17 protein-coding genes are annotated in these 17,397 nt (G+C 73.1%); 2 read left to right on the top strand and 15 right to left on the bottom strand.

Going from position 1 to position 17,397, the window contains the following annotated elements:
- Positions 1 to 34 precede the first annotated feature (34 nt).
- From der to aroH, 5 genes are all read right to left on the bottom strand, one after another.
- Positions 35 to 1,513: a ribosome biogenesis GTPase Der gene (der, locus tag OHA99_RS29380; RefSeq protein WP_153180557.1), complete on the bottom strand. Its 1,479-nt coding sequence runs from the start codon at positions 1,511 to 1,513 to the stop codon at positions 35 to 37.
- A gap of 74 nt (positions 1,514 to 1,587) precedes the next feature.
- Positions 1,588 to 2,250: a 1-acyl-sn-glycerol-3-phosphate acyltransferase gene (locus tag OHA99_RS29375; protein WP_153180556.1), complete on the bottom strand. Its 663-nt coding sequence runs from the start codon at positions 2,248 to 2,250 to the stop codon at positions 1,588 to 1,590.
- The gene (gene cmk / locus OHA99_RS29370) at positions 2,247 to 2,942 is read right to left on the bottom strand and encodes a (d)CMP kinase (RefSeq protein ID WP_153180555.1); all 696 of its coding nucleotides are present in this window, start codon (positions 2,940 to 2,942) and stop codon (positions 2,247 to 2,249) included. The genes OHA99_RS29375 and cmk overlap by 4 nt, the downstream gene beginning before the upstream one ends.
- A gap of 131 nt (positions 2,943 to 3,073) precedes the next feature.
- Positions 3,074 to 4,159 carry a prephenate dehydrogenase gene (locus tag OHA99_RS29365; protein ID WP_282881056.1) on the bottom strand — a complete coding sequence of 362 codons (1,086 nt, stop codon included), beginning with the start codon at positions 4,157 to 4,159 and terminating at the stop codon, positions 3,074 to 3,076.
- Positions 4,156 to 4,518 carry a chorismate mutase gene (gene aroH / locus OHA99_RS29360; RefSeq protein WP_405698362.1) on the bottom strand — a complete coding sequence of 121 codons (363 nt, stop codon included), beginning with the start codon at positions 4,516 to 4,518 and terminating at the stop codon, positions 4,156 to 4,158. Before aroH ends, OHA99_RS29365 begins: the two co-directional genes overlap by 4 nt.
- Before the next feature lie 142 nt (positions 4,519 to 4,660).
- Here aroH and OHA99_RS29355 point away from each other — a divergent pair, with 142 nt between their 5' ends.
- Together OHA99_RS29355 and OHA99_RS29350 are read left to right on the top strand one after the other, a co-directional pair.
- On the top strand, positions 4,661 to 5,065 hold the full coding sequence (locus OHA99_RS29355) for a Rieske (2Fe-2S) protein (RefSeq protein WP_153180552.1): 405 nt from the start codon (positions 4,661 to 4,663) through the stop codon (positions 5,063 to 5,065).
- 22 nt (positions 5,066 to 5,087) lie between these two features.
- Positions 5,088 to 5,849 (top strand): DNA polymerase beta superfamily protein, encoded by a 762-nt coding sequence (locus tag OHA99_RS29350; RefSeq protein WP_405698361.1) that lies wholly within the window; start codon positions 5,088 to 5,090, stop codon positions 5,847 to 5,849.
- On the opposite strand, the gene OHA99_RS29345 is transcribed toward OHA99_RS29350, so the two are convergent.
- The 10 genes from OHA99_RS29345 to OHA99_RS29300 form a co-directional block, all read right to left on the bottom strand.
- Positions 5,775 to 6,527, bottom strand: a complete 753-nt coding sequence (locus OHA99_RS29345; RefSeq protein ID WP_164385290.1) for a nucleotidyltransferase domain-containing protein — start codon at positions 6,525 to 6,527, stop codon at positions 5,775 to 5,777. The two genes, OHA99_RS29350 and OHA99_RS29345, sit on opposite strands and share 75 nt — an antisense overlap.
- 4 nt (positions 6,528 to 6,531) lie before the next feature.
- The gene (locus tag OHA99_RS29340) at positions 6,532 to 7,554 is read right to left on the bottom strand and encodes an ADP-ribosylglycohydrolase family protein (protein ID WP_345963754.1); all 1,023 of its coding nucleotides are present in this window, start codon (positions 7,552 to 7,554) and stop codon (positions 6,532 to 6,534) included.
- Positions 7,551 to 8,270, bottom strand: coding sequence for an NUDIX domain-containing protein (locus OHA99_RS29335; RefSeq protein WP_153180548.1), 720 nt, complete (start codon positions 8,268 to 8,270; stop codon positions 7,551 to 7,553). Before OHA99_RS29335 ends, OHA99_RS29340 begins: the two co-directional genes overlap by 4 nt.
- 79 nt (positions 8,271 to 8,349) lie before the next feature.
- Positions 8,350 to 9,486, bottom strand: a complete 1,137-nt coding sequence (locus OHA99_RS29330) for a pseudouridine synthase (RefSeq protein WP_405698360.1) — start codon at positions 9,484 to 9,486, stop codon at positions 8,350 to 8,352.
- Positions 9,486 to 10,055, bottom strand: a complete 570-nt coding sequence (gene scpB, locus OHA99_RS29325; RefSeq protein WP_202483124.1) for an SMC-Scp complex subunit ScpB — start codon at positions 10,053 to 10,055, stop codon at positions 9,486 to 9,488. The genes OHA99_RS29330 and scpB overlap by 1 nt, the downstream gene beginning before the upstream one ends.
- A gap of 107 nt (positions 10,056 to 10,162) precedes the next feature.
- Complete coding sequence (locus OHA99_RS29320; RefSeq protein ID WP_405699017.1) at positions 10,163 to 11,176, bottom strand: segregation/condensation protein A; 1,014 nt, start codon at positions 11,174 to 11,176, stop codon at positions 10,163 to 10,165.
- Positions 11,177 to 11,572: 396 nt separating this feature from the next.
- Positions 11,573 to 12,094: a hypothetical protein gene (locus tag OHA99_RS29315; RefSeq protein WP_228126234.1), complete on the bottom strand. Its 522-nt coding sequence runs from the start codon at positions 12,092 to 12,094 to the stop codon at positions 11,573 to 11,575.
- Positions 12,095 to 12,135: 41 nt separating this feature from the next.
- The gene (locus OHA99_RS29310) at positions 12,136 to 13,266 is read right to left on the bottom strand and encodes a ParA family protein (protein ID WP_164385285.1); all 1,131 of its coding nucleotides are present in this window, start codon (positions 13,264 to 13,266) and stop codon (positions 12,136 to 12,138) included.
- A 399-nt stretch (positions 13,267 to 13,665) separates the two neighbouring features.
- Entirely contained in the window at positions 13,666 to 14,790 is a 1,125-nt protein-coding gene (gene ald / locus OHA99_RS29305) for an alanine dehydrogenase (RefSeq protein WP_164385284.1), read from the bottom strand.
- A gap of 134 nt (positions 14,791 to 14,924) precedes the next feature.
- Positions 14,925 to 16,952: a tetratricopeptide repeat protein gene (locus OHA99_RS29300; protein ID WP_194280139.1), complete on the bottom strand. Its 2,028-nt coding sequence runs from the start codon at positions 16,950 to 16,952 to the stop codon at positions 14,925 to 14,927.
- Positions 16,953 to 17,397: the final 445 nt, after the last annotated feature.

Below are 17,397 nucleotides of genomic sequence, written 5' to 3'. Positions count from 1 at the left end.
GCGCCCCTCACGCGTCACTGTGTGTTCCCGCTGTCTACTTCTTCTTCGCGCCGCGCTTCTCGCGCACCCGCACCGAGATGTGGATCGGCGTCCCCTCGAAGCCGAACTCCTCGCGCAGCCGGCGCTCGATGAAGCGCCGGTAGCCCGCCTCGATGAAGCCGGAGGCGAAGAGCACGAACCGCGGCGGCTTGGTGCCCGCCTGGGTGCCGAAGAGGATGCGCGGCTGCTTGCCGCCCCGCACCGGGTGCGGGTGGGCGGCGACCAGCTCGCCCAGGAAGGCGTTGAGCCGGCCCGTGGGGACGCGGGTCTCCCAGCCGGCCAGGGCGGTCTCGATCGCGGGGACCAGCTTCTCCATGTGCCGGCCGGTCTGCGCCGAGACGTTGACCCGCGGCGCCCACGCCACCTGGCCCAGCTCGGTCTCGATCTCCCGCTCCAGGTAGTAGCGGCGCTCCTCGTCGAGGGTGTCCCACTTGTTGTAGGCGACGACGATCGCGCGGCCCGCCTCGACGGCCATGGTGACGATCCGCTGGTCCTGGACCGAGATCGACTCGGAGGCGTCGACGAGGACGACGGCCACCTCCGCCTTCTCGACGGCGGCGGCGGTGCGCAGCGAGGCGTAGTAGTCGGCGCCCTGCTGGAGGTGGACGCGCTTGCGGATGCCCGCCGTGTCGACGAACTTCCAGGTGACGCCGCCCAGCTCGATCAGTTCGTCGACCGGGTCGCGGGTGGTGCCGGCGAGTTCGTTGACCACGACGCGCTCCTCGCCGGCCACCTTGTTCAGCAGCGAGGACTTGCCGACGTTGGGGCGGCCGATCAGAGCGATGCGGCGCGGGCCGCCGACGGCGGTGCCGAAGGTCTGCGCCGGGGCCTCGGGCAGGGCCTCCAGGACCCGGTCCAGCATGTCGCCGGTGCCGCGGCCGTGCAGCGCGGAGACGGGGTGCGGCTCGCCCAGGCCCAGCGACCACAGGTAGGAGGCGTCGGCCTCGCCGCTGGGGCCGTCGACCTTGTTGGCGCACAGCACGACGGGCTTGCCGGCCTTGCGCAGCAGCCGGACGACGGCCTCGTCGGTGTCGGTGGCGCCGACCTTGGCGTCCACGACGAAGACGACGGCGTCGGCGGCCTCGATGGCGTACTCGGCCTGCGCGGCCACGGAGGCGTCGATGCCGAGGACGTCCTGCTCCCAGCCGCCGGTGTCGACGACCTTGAAGCGGCGCCCGGCCCACTCGGCCTCGTAGGTGACGCGGTCGCGGGTGACGCCGGGCTTGTCCTCGACGACGGCCTCGCGGCGGCCGATGATGCGGTTCACGAGGGTCGACTTGCCGACGTTGGGGCGGCCGACGACGGCGAGGACGGGCAGCGGGCCGTGCCCGGCCTCCTCGATCGCGCCCTCGACCTCCTCGATGTCGAAGCCCTCTTCGGCGGCCAGCTCCATGAACTGCGTGTACTCGGCGTCGCCGAGCGCCCCGTGGTCGTGCTCCCCGCCCGAGCCCTCGGAGTGGATGTGGTCGTTCATGAAGTCCGTACCTCGTTCATCGTGGTGATCGGTGGAACACCCCTGTACCGGGTGATCCACTACTCAAGTGTCACTCAGCGCCCGGTGAGGCGCCTGGCGTTTTCCAGGTGCGCGGTGAGCTGCTTCTGGATGCGTTCGGTGGCCTCGTCCAGCGCCTTGCGGGTGCGCCGCCCGCTGCCGTCGCCCGCCTCGAAGGGGTCGCCGAAGACGACGTCCACGCGGGAGCGCAGCGGGGGCAGCGCCTTTATCAACCGTCCGGGACGGTCGGTGCTTCCCAGTACGGCGACCGGGACGATCGGGGCGCCGCCGCGCACCGCGAAGTAGGCGAGCCCGGCGCGCAGCGAGGCGAAGTCGCCCTCGCCGCGGGTGCCCTCCGGGAAGATGCCGAGGACGCCGCCGTCCGCCAGCACGCCGAGCGCCTGCCCTATGGCCGTGCGGTCGGCGGAGTGGCGGTCCACCGGCAGCTGGCCGATGCCGGTCAGGAAGCGTCCCAGCGGGCCGACGAACGCCTCCTTCTTGATCAGGAAGTGCGTGGGCCGGGGCGCGACGCCCATGACCATCGGGCCGTCGACGTTGTGCGCGTGGTTGACGGCGTAGATCACCGGGCCGGTGGCGGGCACCCGCCAGGCGCCGAGCACGCGCGGCTTCCACAGCCCGTACATCAGGCCGACGCCGATGCGCCGGCCGACCTCGGCGCCCTTCTCGGAGGGGGCGGGCGCGGCGGAGGATGCGGTCACTTGCCCGCCCGCTTCTCCTCGACGAGGGTGACGACGCACTCGATGACCTGCGCGAGGGTGAGGGCGGTGGTGTCCACCTCGACCGCGTCGCCGGCCTTGGCCAGCGGGGAGGTCTTGCGGCTGGAGTCGGCCGCGTCCCGCTTGATCAGGGCCTCGCGGGTGGCGTGGACGTCGGCGCCCTTCAGCTCGCCGCTGCGGCGGGCGGCGCGGGCCTCCGCCGAGGCGGTGAGGAAGATCTTGAGGTCGGCGTCGGGCAGCACGGTGGTGCCGATGTCGCGGCCCTCGACGACGATGCCGAGCGGCGCGGCGGCGGCGATGGAGCGCTGCAACTCGGTGATCCGGCTGCGGATCTCCGGTACGGCGCTGACCGCGCTGACCTTGGAGGTGACCTCCTGGGTGCGGATCGGTCCGGCCACGTCCACGCCGTCGACCGTGATGGTCGGGCCGGCCGGGTCGGTGCCGGAGACGATCTCGGGCTTGCCGGCCGCGGCGGCGACGGCGTGCGGGTCGTCGGTGTCGATCCCGTTGCTCACCATCCACCACGTGATCGCCCGGTACTGCGCACCGGTGTCCAGGTAGCTGAGGCCGAGCTGTGCGGCCACGGCCTTCGACGTGCTCGACTTGCCCGTGCCGGAGGGGCCGTCGATGGCGACAATCACGGCCGGGGCGGTCGGGGCGGCGCCGTTTTCCACGGGGGGACACCTTCCTGGTGCGGTGCGGTGGGTGGTGTGCGGGACGCGAACGCGTCCCGCACAAGGTTACCGGGCCCGCAGGACCCCTCTGACAGCCGTACGAACCCGGGAACGACCCCGTGGGCCCGCGATCACTGCCGGATCGCCCAGCCCCGCTCCTTCAGGGCCGCCGTGAGGACGGCGGCGGCCCTCGGCTCGACCATGAGCTGCACCAGGCCGGCCTGCTGACCGGTCGCGTGCTCGATCCGTACGTCCTCGACGTTGACCCCGGCCCGTCCCGCGTCCGCGAAGATGCGGGCCAGCTGGCCGGGCTGGTCGTCGATGAGGACGGCCACCGTCTCGTAGGCCCGCGGTGCCGACCCGTGCTTGCCGGGGACGCGGACCTGTCCGGCGTTGCCGCGCCGCAGCACCTCGGCGATGCCGGTGCCGCCCTCGCGGCGCTTGTCGGCGTCGGCGGACTCCAGGGCGCGCAGGGACCGCACCGTCTCCTCCAGGTCGGCGGCGACGTCGGTGAGCAGGTCGGCGACCGGTCCCGGGTTGGCGGAGAGGATGTCGATCCACATCCGGGGGTCGGAGGCGGCGATCCGGGTCACGTCGCGGATGCCCTGCCCGCACAGCCGTACGGCGGCCTCCTCGGCGTGCTCCAGGCGCGCGGCGACCATGCTGGAGACCAGGTGGGGCATGTGGGAGACGAGAGCCACGGCGCGGTCGTGGGCGTCCGCGTCCATCACCACGGGCACCGCGCGGCAGTGCGAGACCAGCTCCAGGGCGAGGTTGAGCACCTCGGTGTCGGTGTCCCGGGTCGGGGTCAGCACCCAGGGGCGGCCCTCGAAGAGGTCGGCGGTGGCGGCCAGCGGCCCGGACTTCTCCCGGCCGGACATGGGGTGGGTGCCGATGTACGCGGAGAGGTCGAGCCCGCGTTCCTCCAGCTCCCGCCGGGGTCCGCCCTTGACGCTGGCGACGTCGATGTAGCCGCGGGCGACGCCGCGGGCCATGGCGTCGGCGAGCACGTCGGCCACCAGGGCGGGCGGGGCGGCGACGATCGCGAGGTCCACCGGTCCGTCCGGGGTCTCGTCGGTGCCGGCGCCGAGCGCGGCGGCGGTGCGGGCCTGCTCGGGGTCGTGGTCGGCGAGGTGGACGGTGACGCCCCGCGCGGTGAGGGCGAGGGCGGCGGAGGTGCCGATGAGGCCGGTGCCGATGACGAGTGCGGTTCTCACTGGGCGATGTCCTTGCGCAGGGCCGCGGCGGCGCCGAGGTAGACGTGGGTGATCCCGGCGCGGGGCCGGTCGGACTCGATGTGGGCGAGAACACGGACGACGCGCGGCATGGCGCCCTCGATGTCCAGCTCCTGGGCGCAGATCAGCGGCACGTCGGTGATGCCGAGCCCGCGGGCCGCGGCGGCCGGGAAGTCGCTGTGCAGATCGGGGGTGGCGGTGAACCACAGGCTGATCAGGTCGTCGACCGTCAGGCCGTTGCACTCCATGAGGGCGGTCAGCAGGGCCGCGACCTGCTCGTCCATGTGCCCCGCCTCGTCCCGCTCCAGTTGGACGGCGCCCCGGACCGCTCGTACCGCCACGGCGATGCTCCTTGCTGACGTTGCCGACGTTGCTGGTTCTTGGTCCGTCCAGCCTAGTCAGCCCGCCGCGTACCGGCCCGCGGCGCCCGTCTCCTGAGACGCTGGCGGCCTCGCCTGGAACCCCCTTCCCCGGAGTTGCGACATGACCCAGACCCCGACCCGCCGTACGGTCCTCCTCTGCACGGGCGCGGGCGCGGCGGCGCTCTGCGCGGGCTGCGGCGGAGGCGGTGACGACGGCGGTTCCCCGGCCACCTCCTCCGGGCAGGAACTGGCGTCCACGAACGACATCCCGATCGCCGGCGGCACGGTCCTCACCGACCGGAAGATCGTGGTGACCCAGCCGGAGAAGGGCCAGTTCAAGGCGTTCTCGGCGGTCTGCACCCACCAGGGCTGCATCGTCTCGGACGTGCGGGACGGCACCATCGACTGCGCCTGCCACGGCAGCAGGTTCTCCGCCGCCGACGGCTCGGTGGTGCGGGGTCCGGCCACGAAGCCGTTGCCCGGGAAGGAGATCACGGTGGAGGGAAATTCGGTCCGCCTGGCGTGAGCCGCCCGCGTACGCTCCGGCCATGCACCCCGAAGCCCCCGGCAACCCCGAGACCCTGGTCCGTGACCACACGGTCTACGCCTGCGTCATGGGCTCGCGCGCCTTCGGTCTGGCCACGGAGGACAGCGACACGGACCGCCGGGGCGTCTTCCTCGCGCCGACCGCGCTGTACTGGCGCTTCGAGAAGCCGCCGACGCACGTGGAGGGCCCCGGGGAGGAGCAGTTCAGCTGGGAGCTGGAGCGCTTCTGCGAGCTGGCCCTGCGCGCGAACCCGAACATCCTGGAGTGTCTGCACTCACCCTTCGTGGAGCGCGTGGACGACACGGGCCGCGAACTGCTCGCCCTGCGCGACGCGTTCCTCTCCCGCCGGGCCTACGAGACCTTCACCCGCTACGCCCACGGCCAGCGCCGCAAGCTCGACGCCGACGTCCGCGCCCACGGCGCCCCGCGCTGGAAGCACGCGATGCACCTGCTGAGGCTGCTGATCTCCGCCCGCGACCTGCTGCGCACGGGCGTCCTGACCATCGACGTCGGCGCGGACCGGGAGCCGCTGCTCGCCGTGAAGCGCGGCGAGGTGTCCTGGCCGGTCCTGGAGGGGTGGATGAGCCGCCTGGCCCGGGAGGGCGAGGAGGCCGCCCTGCGCAGCCGCCTGCCCGCCGAACCGGACCGACGGCGCGTCGAGGACTTCCTGGTCCGCACCCGCCGCGCCTCAGCGCTCCAGCCGGGTCCGTACGACGAAGTCGTGCAGGGCGTCGTACGCGGTCGGGGCGTCGGGGAGGGCTGAGGCGGCCTGGGCGTCGTCCAGGACACCGTGCAGCCGCTCCACGTCGGCCCGCACGCGCGCGTGGTCGACGTCCGCGTCCCCGTGTTCCCGCTCGGCCTTGGCGGCGACCAGTTCGGGCAGGTACCCCGGAGCGGCGTCGACCTCCTCGACGAGGGTGGGCAGGTGGGGCTGCACGTCCCCGGTGCGCATCAGGTGGATGCCGGTGAGCAGGACCCGGAAGGTGTACAGGAGCGGCTTCAGCTGGCCGGTCTTCTCGAACAGCCGCCACTGGGTCCCCGCGAACCCCCGGTAGTGGTGGGCGTGGTGACCGGTGAGCACCCCCGGCGCGAGTCCGGCCAGCTCCCCGTGGGCCTCCGTGGTGTGCACGACCAGCGGGGAGAGCAGCTGCTCCAGCACGTAGCCGTTGCGTCGGAGCATCAGCCGGACGAACTTGCGCAGGTCGTGCGTGACCAGGTCCATCTCGACGCCGTCCCGGTCCCACATCCGCGACCTGGTCTCCTCCGGCTCGCGCAGCCCGACCAGGTCGGCGGCGGGCAGCAGGTGCACGCCGCGCAGGTCCACGTCGGAGTCGCGGGAGGGGAAGCCGTACAGGTGGGCGCCCGAGACGGTGGCGAACAGCACCGGGAAGGGCTGCTCGGCCACCACCGGGGCCAGGTCGATGTCGAGGGCGTCGATCATGCGCTCAAGCGTCCCAGAGGGCGCCGAGGGCCAGCAGGTCGCCCCGGTACTCGATGCGGTCCGCCCAGTCGGCGGGCCAGGCGTCGGCTCCCAGGTGCGCGCCCGCGAAGGCGCCCGCGAGGCAGGCGATGGAGTCGGAGTCGCCGGAGGTGCAGGCGCCGCGCCGCAGGGCGGTGAGCGGCTCGTCGACGAAGAGCAGGAAGCAGAGCAGCCCGGCCGCCATGGCCTCCTCGGCGATCCAGCCCTCGCCGACGGCCAGGCAGGGGTCGGTCTCGGGCGAGACGGTGCGCACCGCCTCCTGGAGCCGGTCCAGTGTCGCCAGGCACTCGTCCCAGCCGCGCGCGATGAAGTGCTCGGGCGTCGGGTCCTGGGCGCGGCTCCACAGGTCGCCGAGCCAGCGCTCGTGGTAGCGGGTGCGGTTGTCGTAGGCGTACGAGCGCAGCAGCCCGACCAGGCCGGTCGGCTCGGCCCCCTCGGCGAGCAGCCGTACGGCGTGCGCGGTGAGGTCGGATGCGGCGAGCGCGGTGGGGTGCCCGTGGGTGAGCGCGGACTGCAACTGGGCCGCGCCCGCACGCTGTTCGTCGCTCAGGCCCGGGACGAGCCCGACCGGCGCGACGCGCATGTTGGCGCCGCAGCCCTTGGAGTGGATCTGGCTGGCGTCCTGCCAGGGGCGGTCGGCCCGCTCCAGGAGGTCGCAGGCCCGCAGGCAGGTGTTGCCCGGGGCCCGGTTGTTCTCGGGCGAGCGGTTCCAGGCGACGAACTCCTGCCGCACCGGCTCCGCCATCCCCTCGGGCGCCAGGACGCCCCGGTCCATGGCGGTCCGCAGCCCCTTGCCCAGCGCCAGCGTCATCTGGGTGTCGTCGGTGACGATCGCGGGCCGGGGCAGCTTCATCTCCCGCCAGGGGCCGCACTTGGCGAGGATGGCCGGCACGTCGTTGAACTCGGTGGGGAAGCCCAGCGCGTCGCCGAGGGCGAGGCCGGTGAGCGCTCCGGTGGCGGCGCGTTTGGTGCCGGTGGTCGTGGTCATGCGGGGCGTCCTTCCCGAGGGGTGCGGAGCAGCGGTGGGTGCAGGGTGGTGGCCGGCCCTGCGCGGTAGAGGGCGGCCGGTTTGCCGCGGCCGCCGGTGAGGCGGGCGGCGCCGGGAACCGCCTCGACGAACCCCGGCGTGGCGAGGACCTTGCGGCGGAAGTTGGGCCGGTCCAGGGCCGTGCCCCACACCGTCTCGTAGACCTGTTGCAGCTCGCCCAGCGTGAACTCGGCCGGGCAGAAGGCGGTGGCCAGGCAGGTGTACTCCAGCTTGGCGCCGACCCGGTCCCGGGCGTCGGCCAGGATCCGGCCGTGGTCGAAGGCGAGGCCCTCGGCCTCGTCGTACGGCATCCAGCGGGCCTCGGCCGCGTCACCGCCGCCGTGCGGCTCGGGAGGGTCCGGCAGCAGGGCGGCGAAGGCCACGGACACGACCCGCATGCGGGGGTCGCGGCCGGGCTCGCTGTAGGTCCGCAACTGCTCCAGGTGCAGCCCGGTCACGTCCGCCAGGCCGGTCTCCTCGGCCAGCTCGCGTCTGGCCGCCGTCTCCGCCGACTCCTCGGGCAGCAGAAAGCCGCCGGGGAGCGCCCAGCGGCCCGCGTACGGCTCCTGCCCCCGCTCGACGAGCAGCGCGTGCAGCGCGCCCGCGCGCAGCGTGAGGACGGCGAGGTCGACGGTGACGGCGAAGGGTTCGAAAGCGTGCTTGTCGTAGCCGCGCACGAAACGCCCACCCCCTTAATAGTCAGTACGACTATAAAGAAGGCGGGCGCTCGTCACAACCCTTGGAGACCTGGGAGACCTAGAGGTCGACCTCCTGCATCAGCATCCCGACCTCCGTGTTGGACAGGCGGCGCAGCCAGCCCGACTTCTGGTCGCCCAGGGTGATCGGGCCGAAGGCGGTGCGCACCAGCTTGTCGACGGGGAAGCCCGCCTCCGCCAGCATCCGGCGGACGATGTGCTTGCGGCCCTCGTGCAGGGTGACCTCGACCAGGTAGTTCTTGCCGGTCTGCTCGACGACCCGGAAGTGGTCCGCGCGCGCGTACCCGTCCTCCAGCTGGATGCCGTCCTTGAGGCGCTTGCCGAGGTCGCGCGGGATCGGGCCCACGATGTGCGCGAGGTAGGTCTTCTTCACGCCGTACCGGGGGTGGGTCAGGCGGTGGGCCAGCTCACCGTGGTTGGTGAGCAGGATGACGCCCTCGGTCTCGGTGTCGAGCCGGCCGACGTGGAAGAGGCGGGTCTCGCGGTTGGTGACGTAGTCGCCGAGGCACTGGCGGCCCTCGGGGTCCTCCATGGTGGAGACGACACCGGCGGGCTTGTTCAGCGAGAAGAACTGGTACGACTGCGTGGCGACGGTCAGGCCGTCGACCTTGACCTCGTCCTTCTCCGGGTCGACACGGCGTCCCTGCTCGAGGACGATCTCGCCGTTGATCTCGACCCTGGCCTGCTCGATCAGCTCCTCGCAGGCGCGCCGGGAGCCGTAGCCCGCGCGCGCGAGGACCTTCTGAAGCCGCTCGCCCTCCTGCTCGGCGCCGGGGAAGGTCTTGGGCAGCCTGACGTCTGCCTTGCCCGCGTTCCGCTCGGAAGTGCCCGCGTACCGCTCGCGGTTGCGCTCCTCGGCCCGCGTCTCGTACTCGCGGGACGTGGCGGGCGCGCTGCGGCCGCGCTGCTGGGGCCGCTTCGGGCCGCCCTTGGCGCCGCCGCGGGCCGAGGGTCCGCGGCCCGACTTGGGGCCGTCCTGGGTGGCGCCGGGGCCCACGTCGTAGCGCCGCTCCTCCGGGCGCGGCTTCTTGGGACGGCCGCCCTGCTTGTCGTCGCGGTTGTTGCCGGCGCCGCGGTGGTTGCCGCGGCCACCGCCACTCCCGCCGCGGCCGCCGCTGTTGCCACCACGGCTCCCGCCGTTGTTTCCGCTGCTGTTCCTGCCGCTGCTGCTTCGCATCAAAATTCCGTCTTGTCGTCTGCGTCCCCGGCATCCGGGGCGTCCGGATCGAACGACGGGACCCCTTCCAGCGTGTCGGCCTCGATCGCCTCCGCCTCGGGGAGGAAGGGCGCGAGCTCCGGGAGCTCGTCGAGACCGCGCAGGCCCATTCGCTCCAGGAAGTAGTTCGTCGTCACGTACAGGATCGCACCTGTTTCGGGTTCCGTGCCCGCCTCCTCCACGAGACCCCGTTGCAGGAGGGTGCGCATCACACCGTCGCAGTTCACGCCGCGCACCGCGGAGACGCGGCTGCGGCTGACCGGCTGGCGGTAGGCGACGACGGCGAGCGTCTCCAGGGCGGCCTGGGTGAGGCGGGCGTGCTGGCCGTCCAGGACGAAGCCCTCGACGGCGGCGGCGTACTCGGCCCGGCTGTAGAAGCGCCAGCCGCCGGCCACCAGGCGCAGCTCGAAGCCGCGGCCCTGGACGGCGTACTCGTCGGCCAGCTCGCGCAGGGCGTCGGCGATCCGTCGCCGGGGCCGTTGCAGTATCTTCGCCAGCCGTTCCTCGGTCGCGGGCTCGTCGACGACCATGAGGACGGCCTCGAGCGCGGGCTTGAGGTCGAGGGCGGCGACGCCGTCCGGCCCGCCCTCGGCCTCCGCTGCCTCCTCGGCCCGGTCGGCCTCCTTGGTGTGCTCACTCACGCCTTCTGCTCCTCCTTCGGCACCTCGGGCGGCCGGTCGAACTCGTCGGTCACCACCGGCTGCGTCTCCCCGTCACCGCCGGTCCAGCGCACCAGCAGATCGCCCAGGGCCGTCTCCTGGTCCAGTTCGACGGCCTTCTCCCGGTACAGCTCCAGCAGGGCCAGGAAGCGGGCGACGACGGTCAGGGTGTCCCCGGTGTCCTGGACCAGCACGCGGAAGCTGGCCTCGCCCAGCTCCTTCAGGCGGGCGACGACGATGCCGGCCTGCTCCTGCACGCTGACCAGGGGCGCGTGGATGTGCTCGACGTACACCTGCGGCTTGGGCTTGGGCTGCATCGCCTTCACGGCGAGCTTGGCGAAGCCCTCGGGGCCGATGCTGATGACGACCTCGGGCAGCAGCTCGGCGTGGTGGGCCTCCAGGCCGACGGTACGGGGGTAGCGGCGGGCCTCGGTCGCGAGCCGGTCGTTGAAGATCTCCGCGATCTGCTTGTACGCGCGGTACTGGAGCAGGCGGGCGAAGAGCAGGTCGCGGGCCTCCAGCAGGGCCAGGTCGGCCTCGTCCTCGACCTCGGCGGCGGGGAGCAGCCGGGCCGCCTTCAGGTCGAGCAGCGTCGCCGCGACCACCAGGAACTCGGTGGTCTGGTCGAGGTCCCAGTCCGGCCCCATCGCCCGGATGTGTGCCATGAACTCGTCGGTCACCTTCGACAGGGCGACCTCGGTGACGTCCATCTTGTGCTTGGAGATCAACTGGAGGAGCAGGTCGAACGGCCCCTCGAAGTTGGCGAGCCGCACCTTGAAGACACCGTCGTCGGGCGTCTCGGGCTCCTCGCTCTCCGGACCCGGCTGCTCGACCGACGTGGGGCCGGCGTGGCCCGCGTCCCCCGGAGGCGGTGCGGCGGTGAACGCCCCGGGCACGGCTTCCGCGTCGGCCGGCTCCGGCCGCGTCCCGGGATCAGCGGAACCCGGGCCCGTCGCGGGCGTGCCGGGCGTCCCGGTGTCCGAGGGGCCCAGGTGGTCCCGTTCGTCCGCGTCCGGCTCCGCCGTCTCCCCGACCCGCGCCGGGGCTCCGGGTCCTGCGGCCGGGGCGGGGGCGTGATCGCCCCGGGAGTGCCGCTCGCCGTCCTCCCTCGCGGGGGACGCCGACGGGACGGGACCGGGGTGCGTGCCCTCTCCGGGCTCCCCCGCCGTCCGGGCCCCCACCGGGTCGCCGGGGTCCGCGCCCTCCGGAACGGCGGCCGGGGAACGCCCGGTGCCGGAGGGTGCCTCCTCGGGCGGCGGCTCGGTCACCGGCGCCCCCGGGCCCCTGCCCAGCGCGCGTCGGCGGCCGGCGCGCGGGCCGCCGCCCGGGTGGGGGCCGCCGCCGGGGTGGGGGGTGTCGTTCGAGGTCATGGCCCCCGCAGGCTACCGCTACCGCCCGCGCAGTCGTCGTACGAGGATGCTGGCGTCACCGCGGGATTCCAGGTCGGCCAGGACCACGGCGACCGCCTCGCGGACGATGCGGCCGCGGTCGACGGCCAGGCCGTGCTCGCCCCGGAGCACCAGGCGGGCGTGCTCCAGGTCCATCAGCTCCTCGGCGGAGACGTACACGGTGATCTTCTCGTCGTGGCGCTCACGCCCGCTGGGGCGGCGTGCGGCGGCCCTGCCGCGCTTGCGGGACCGGTCGGCGCCGGGGGCGGCAGAACCTTCCTGCACGCCCGTGCCCGGCCCGGAGCCCCGTGCGGAGCGCTCCCCGCCCCGGCTGCGCGGCTCGCCCGCCGAGCCCTGCTCCGCGTCCGCCGCGGCGTGCTCCGCGCCCTCGCCGTCACCGCCCTGGGCGGGCACCGACTGCGGTGCGTCCTCGGCGGCGGCCTGGTCGCTCTCCCCCGCCGGGGCCGGCACCCGGGCCTCGCCGCCCGCCGGTCGCCGCGGGGTGGACGCCTGGAGCGCCATCCCCCCTGTCGTACGGAAGAGTTCGTCGGCCCCCGGCAGACTCACTCGGCGTGACACCGGGCGAGCACCTCCCTGGCGAGCTGGCGGTAGGCGGCGGCACCGACGGAGTTGGACGCGTACGTGGTGATCGGCTCGCCGGCGACCGTGGTCTCCGGGAAGCGGACCGTGCGCCCGATGACCGTGTGGTAGACGTGGTCGTCGAACGCCTCGACGACCCGCGCGAGCACCTCACGGCTGTGCACCGTGCGCGAGTCGTACATCGTGGCGAGGATGCCGTCGAGCTCCAGGTCGGGGTTGAGCCGCTCCTGGACCTTCTCGATCGTCTCGGTCAGCAGCGCCACACCGCGCAGCGCGAAGAACTCGCACTCCAGCGGCACGATCACCTTGTGCGCGGCGGTCAGCGCGTTGACCGTGAGCAGGCCGAGCGAGGGCTGGCAGTCGATCACGATGTAGTCGTAGTCGTCCATCAGCGGCTTCAGTGCCCGCTGGAGGGTCGACTCGCGCGCGACCTCGCTCACCAGCTGCACCTCGGCCGCCGACAGGTCGATGTTGCTGGGCAGCAGGTCCATGTTGGGGACCGCGGTCTTCAGCAGCACCTCGTCGGCCGCCATGCCCCGCTCCATGAGCAGGTTGTAGACGGTGAGGTCGAGCTCCATCGGGTTGACGCCGAGTCCGACCGACAGCGCGCCCTGCGGGTCGAAGTCGACGAGCAGCACCCGGCGCCCGTACTCGGCGAGCGCGGCACCCAGGTTGATGGTCGACGTGGTCTTGCCCACGCCGCCCTTCTGGTTGCACATCGCGATGATCTTGGCGGGGCCGTGATCGGTCAGCGGGCCCGGGATCGGGAAGTACGGCAGCGGGCGTCCGGTCGGGCCGATGCGCTCGCGGCGCTGTCGGGCCGCGTCGGGCGCGAGCGTGGCGGCGTACTCGGGATCCGGCTCGTACTCCGCGTCCGGGTCGTAGAAGTGACCCTCGGGCAGTTCGTCGTAGTCGGCGAAGTGGTTGCGTGGCGCGCCACTTCCGTCGCCGGCCCTGGCGTTCACGTGTTGGCCATCCATACTCATGTGTGCTGTCCGAGTCGCCTGCGGACTGTGGTGGTCGGCTGTGGAGGTGCGTACAGCCACGGAGCCGACAGCCTCGAGACGCCCGGGACCGTGGGTCCGTGCCGGCATTCCTGGTTGACCACCCCCGGGAGTAAATGTCGACTCATTCACAAGTCGTCTTACCTCCTTGGTGACCAGGGAACTTCTAGACAGGTCAGCGTGGCACCATGCCGACGTTCGGCGACTCTATGGCGTGTCGGCCGTCCGCAGCAACACAATCCGCCGGACCCGGCCCGATGTGTCGGCAATGAAACATCCCTCTGTCAAGGGCGTACGGCCGTCGCACAGCAGGTTTCACCGGTGCGCGAATCGGTTGAAGCGTTACGTTCGAGGCGAGTTGACCGAGAATCGCAAAGTGACCATACACACACCCGGCCGGACCTTGTCGGGCAAGGTCCGGCCGGGTGTGCGGGGTTGACGACGGGTGTTGACGTATCGCCTTTTCCGGTTGTCGACTTGCTCGGCGGGTCAGGCGAGGAGCGAGGCGAGCTCGACGTGCTCGAGGCCGTGCGCCTCGGCGACCTCCTTGTAAACGACCTTGCCGTCATGGGTGTTGAGACCCTTGGCCAGCGCCGGGTCGCGGCGCAGCGCGTCGGCCCAGCCGCGGTTGGCCAGCTCCACGATGTACGGCAGCGTGGCGTTGGTCAGCGCGTAGGTGGAGGTGTTGGGCACCGCGCCGGGCATGTTGGCGACGCAGTAGAAGACCGAGTTGTGGACCGGGAAGGTCGGCTCGGCGTGGGTGGTCGGGTGGGAGTCCTCGAAGCAGCCGCCCTGGTCGATCGCGATGTCGACAAGGACACTCCCGGGCTTCATCCGGGACACCAGCTCGTTGGTGACCAGCTTCGGGGCCTTGGCGCCGGGGATCAGCACGGCGCCGATCACGAGGTCGGCCTCCAGGCAGGCCTTCTCCAGCTCGAAGGCGTTGGAGACGACGGTCTGGATCTTCGTGCCGAAGATCTTGTCGGCTTCCTTGAGCTTGGTGATGTCCTTGTCGAGCAGGGTGACGTGGAAGCCCAGGCCGATGGCGATCTGCGCCGCGTTCCAGCCGGAGACACCGCCGCCGATGACGACCGCGCGGCCCGCGAGCACACCGGGGACACCACCGGGCAGCACACCGCGTCCGCCGTTGGCGGCCATCAGGTGGTAGGCGCCGACCTGGGGGGCGAGGCGGCCCGCGACCTCGGACATGGGGGCCAGCAGCGGCAGCGCGCGGCTGGGCAGCTCGACCGTCTCGTAGGCGATGGCGGTGGTGCCGGACTCGATGAGCGCGTCCGTGCACTCCTTGGAGGCGGCCAGGTGCAGGTAGGTGAAGAGCGTCTGGTCCTTGCGCAGGCGGTGGTACTCCTCCGCGATCGGCTCCTTGACCTTCAGGAGCAGGTCCGCGGTGGCCCAGACCTCGTCGGCGGTGTCGAGTATCCGCGCACCGGCCGCGACGTACTCCTCGTTGGGGATCGAGGAGCCGACGCCGGCGTCGCGTTCGATGACGACCTGGTGACCGTGGCGCACCAGCTCGTGCACGCCGGCGGGGGTGATGGCCACCCGGAACTCGTTGTTCTTGACCTCGCGGGGGATGCCGACCTTCACGTGGATCACGGTCCTTGGCTCAGAGGATGGGGCTATTACAAGGCATACCCGCTCAAGCGCGGGCACACCGGGAGAGACCGCAGGAGAATGTGCGGCATGGCCAGTCTAATGAAGGCGTTCTCTCTGTCTAGCCTTTCAAAGCACTAATCTTCAGTCACTGCGCTGCGGATTTCGCAGGCGTCTGCGGGATCTTCCCTCAGCATCCGCTCGGCCGCGCTCCGTTCCAGGCCCGCCGCCGTGGGGTCGCCGAGCCGGTCGAGGGTGTCGGCGAGCCGCAGGTGCAGGGCGGCCTGGAGCCGGTCGTCCTCGGCGTGGCGGGCCCGCTCGACGGCCTCCTGGCAGGTGCGGAGCGAGTCCTCGGGGCGCCCGGCGTACTCCTGGACGCGGGCCAGCTCGGACAGCGCCCGCGCCTGGGCGGCCACGTCGCCGCCCTTGCGGTGTCCGGCCACGGCCGCCCGCCAGGCCCGCACCGCCTCGCCGTAGCGTCCGGCGTAGGTGTGGGCGGTGGCGATACGGCCGTAGACCCGGGCGGCGTCGGCGCGCTCGTCCCGGGCGAGGCGCTGGGCGAGGGCCCGGCCGAACCAGTCGGCGGCGCGGTCGTAGTCCCCCAGCTCCAGGTGGGCACCGCCCACGGATTCCATCGCGCGGCCGGTCGCGTACGGGTCGTCGGCCTCGCGTCCGGCGTCCAGCGCGGCCCGGTAGCGAGCCAGGGCCTCCGCGGTACGGCCGGTGCGGGCGTCCAGGTCGGCCAGGTTCAGCAGGGCCGCGGCCTTCTCCCGGGGCAGCTCACGGCGCTCGGCCACGTCGAGGACGAGGCGGTGGATGCCGTACAGGTCGGGGGCGGCGGCCCGGGTCCCGAAGTGGGCGACCATGGCCCGCACCAGCTGGGACATGAGTCTGCGGGCCAGGGTGTCCAGCTCGCCGTCGGCGACCGCGAGGCGGGCGGCGGCCAGCAGGGCGGGGCGCCGGGCGCGCAGCCAGTCGGCGGCGGCCCTGGGGTGCGGGAAGCGCAGGTCGCGCGGTGTGGCGAGGAGCTTCTCGCGGGCCTGCGGGCTGTCGGTCTCGGTGACCGCACGGCAGGACTGGAGCAGCCGCACCGTCCGCTCCAGCATGCGGGCGCGGGCCAGCTGGAGCTCGGCCGGCCGGTCGTGCTTGTGTGCGAGGCGCCTCAGCATCCCGTGCAGCCAGTCGGGCACCTCGTACTCGGGCAGCGGCGAGCCGGCGGCGCGCAGCAGGCCGAGGGCGACGAAGTCGTCCAGGGTGCCGCGGGCGCCGTTCACCGAGCAGCCGGCGAGGGCGGAGGCGGTGTGCGGGTCGACCAGGCCCGCCGGGGCGAGGGAAAGCAGCCGCAGCATCCGGGCGGCGGTGCTGGGCAGGGACCCGTAGACGAGGCGGAAGACGCGGGCGAGCGCGCTGCCGTCCTCGTTCTCCGCGTGGAGCTGCTTGGCGAGGTCGGCGACGGCCGCCTGGGGACGGGCCGCGAGCCAGCCGCCGGCCAGGGTCAGGGCGGCGGGCTGGGCCTGGCAGAGCTCGACCAGCTGTTCGGCGGCCCTGGGGTCGACGGTGATGCGGACCGAGCCGGTGTGGCGGGAGAGCAGCTCTACGGCCGACTTGGTGTCCAGGCCCCCCAGCGTGCACGGCCGGACGTCGGCGATACCGGTCAGCGGGCCCTCGGACACGGCGACGGCCAGGCAGTCCGGGGTGTCCGGCAGCAGGGCGTCCACCTGCTCGGCGTCGGCGACGGCGTCGAGCAGGAGCAGGGCCCTGCGCTCGGCCAGCGCGGCGCGCAGGGCCTCGGTGAGGTCGTCCTCGTCGGCACCGGGCGGGGCGGTGCGGTCCAGCTCGGTCAGCAGGTCCCGGGCGAGGCGTTCCACGGGCACGCGGGTGCCGTCCGGCTCGCTCAGCCGGGCCCGCAGCACGCCGTCGGGGTAGGCGTCGGCGACCTGCGCGGCCAGCTCCTCCGCGAGCGCGGTGCGCCCCGAGCCGGGCCGGCCCGCGATGAGCAGCACGCGCGCACGGGGGGCCTTGCGGCCGGAGAGGGTGTCCAGACCGGCGCGCTCGATGTCGGCGCGCAGCTCCTTCAGCTCCCGGGTGCGGCCGAGGAACCCGTTCTCCTCAGCAGGGTCGTGGGACAGCCGTGCGCCGTCCGTGTCCACCGCCTGATCCGTCACGGGCCACACTCCCGATCCCACCGCACGCCGGTGCCCGCCGGAAGCCCGGTTCGGGCGTTTCCCGAGCCTAGTTCACGCTCTGCGACGTTCCCGGCGGAGCGCGGCGGGCACATCCCCTGATCGGATCAACCGATCGTCACATTGGTCGGGACCGGAGTGTGGGCGGGCCCGCGCCCGGCGTCGGGGCGGGCCAGCTCGCCCCCCGGGCGCCTTCCGGCCCCCGGCGACGGGCCCGAGCCACCCGCCCCAGGCACGCGGCCCCCGACCAGAACGGCACCGGTCGACCGCGCCCGGCCACGGGTAGGACAGCTCGCCTCCAGACAGCACCCCGGCCCCCAGCGACAGACCCAAGCCACCCGCCCCGCGCACGCGGCCCCCGACCAGAACGGCACCGGTCGACCGCGCCCGGCCACGGGTAGGACAGCTCGCCTCCAGACAGCACCCC

Source organism: Streptomyces coelicoflavus (genome assembly GCF_045041415.1).
GTDB lineage: Bacteria > Actinomycetota > Actinomycetes > Streptomycetales > Streptomycetaceae > Streptomyces > Streptomyces coelicoflavus.
Note: the sequence above shows the minus strand (reverse complement) of the source record. Positions and strands in the feature narration are given on the sequence as shown.